1 protein-coding gene and 1 pseudogene (1 of these 2 only partly in view) are annotated in these 489 nt (G+C 58.8%); both read left to right on the forward strand.

Annotation, left to right across the window (positions count from 1 at the left end; genetic code table 11):
• A pseudogene (locus tag C450_RS23415) lies at positions 1–262 on the forward strand (transposase) (its annotated part extends 539 nt beyond the left edge of the window); the annotation flags it as partial.
• The coding region (locus C450_RS21415; RefSeq protein WP_005040445.1) for a transposase at positions 256–489 on the forward strand (234 nt) is incomplete at its 3' end. The pseudogene C450_RS23415 and the gene C450_RS21415, both read left to right, overlap by 7 nt.

Raw genomic sequence — 489 nt, forward strand, 5'->3', positions numbered from 1 at the left:
TGCGCTCACCGACGTACTCGAAACGTCGTGGTCGGTAACGGCGAACCAGAAGACGCACAACTTCTGGGCGTTCCGGCAGTTCGTGAACCGCCTCGCGTGTGTTTGCGAGGAATACGGGATGGAACTTGAAGCCGACGGCGAAGAATGGACTTCGCAGGAATGTCCGCATTGTGGCGAACGCGACGAGACAGTCCGCCACAAGGACACGCTAACGTGTCCGTGTGGCTTCGACGGCCACGCGGACCTCGCGGCGTCATGGACGTNGACTGTTCTCCGCAGGCATCACCACTGGCCGACGAAACGGCCGCTCTGGATATCGGCGCGAACAATCTCGTCGCGTGTACGACCACGACCGGAAAACAGTATCTGTACGAAGGACGCGACCTGTTCGGACGTTTCACAGAAACGACCGAACGAATCGCCGAGTACCAATCGCTGCTGGATGAAGACAGGTACAGCAGCAACCGGATTCGTCGGCTGTATCGAAAG

This window comes from Halococcus salifodinae DSM 8989, from assembly GCF_000336935.1.
Taxonomy (GTDB): domain Archaea; phylum Halobacteriota; class Halobacteria; order Halobacteriales; family Halococcaceae; genus Halococcus; species Halococcus salifodinae.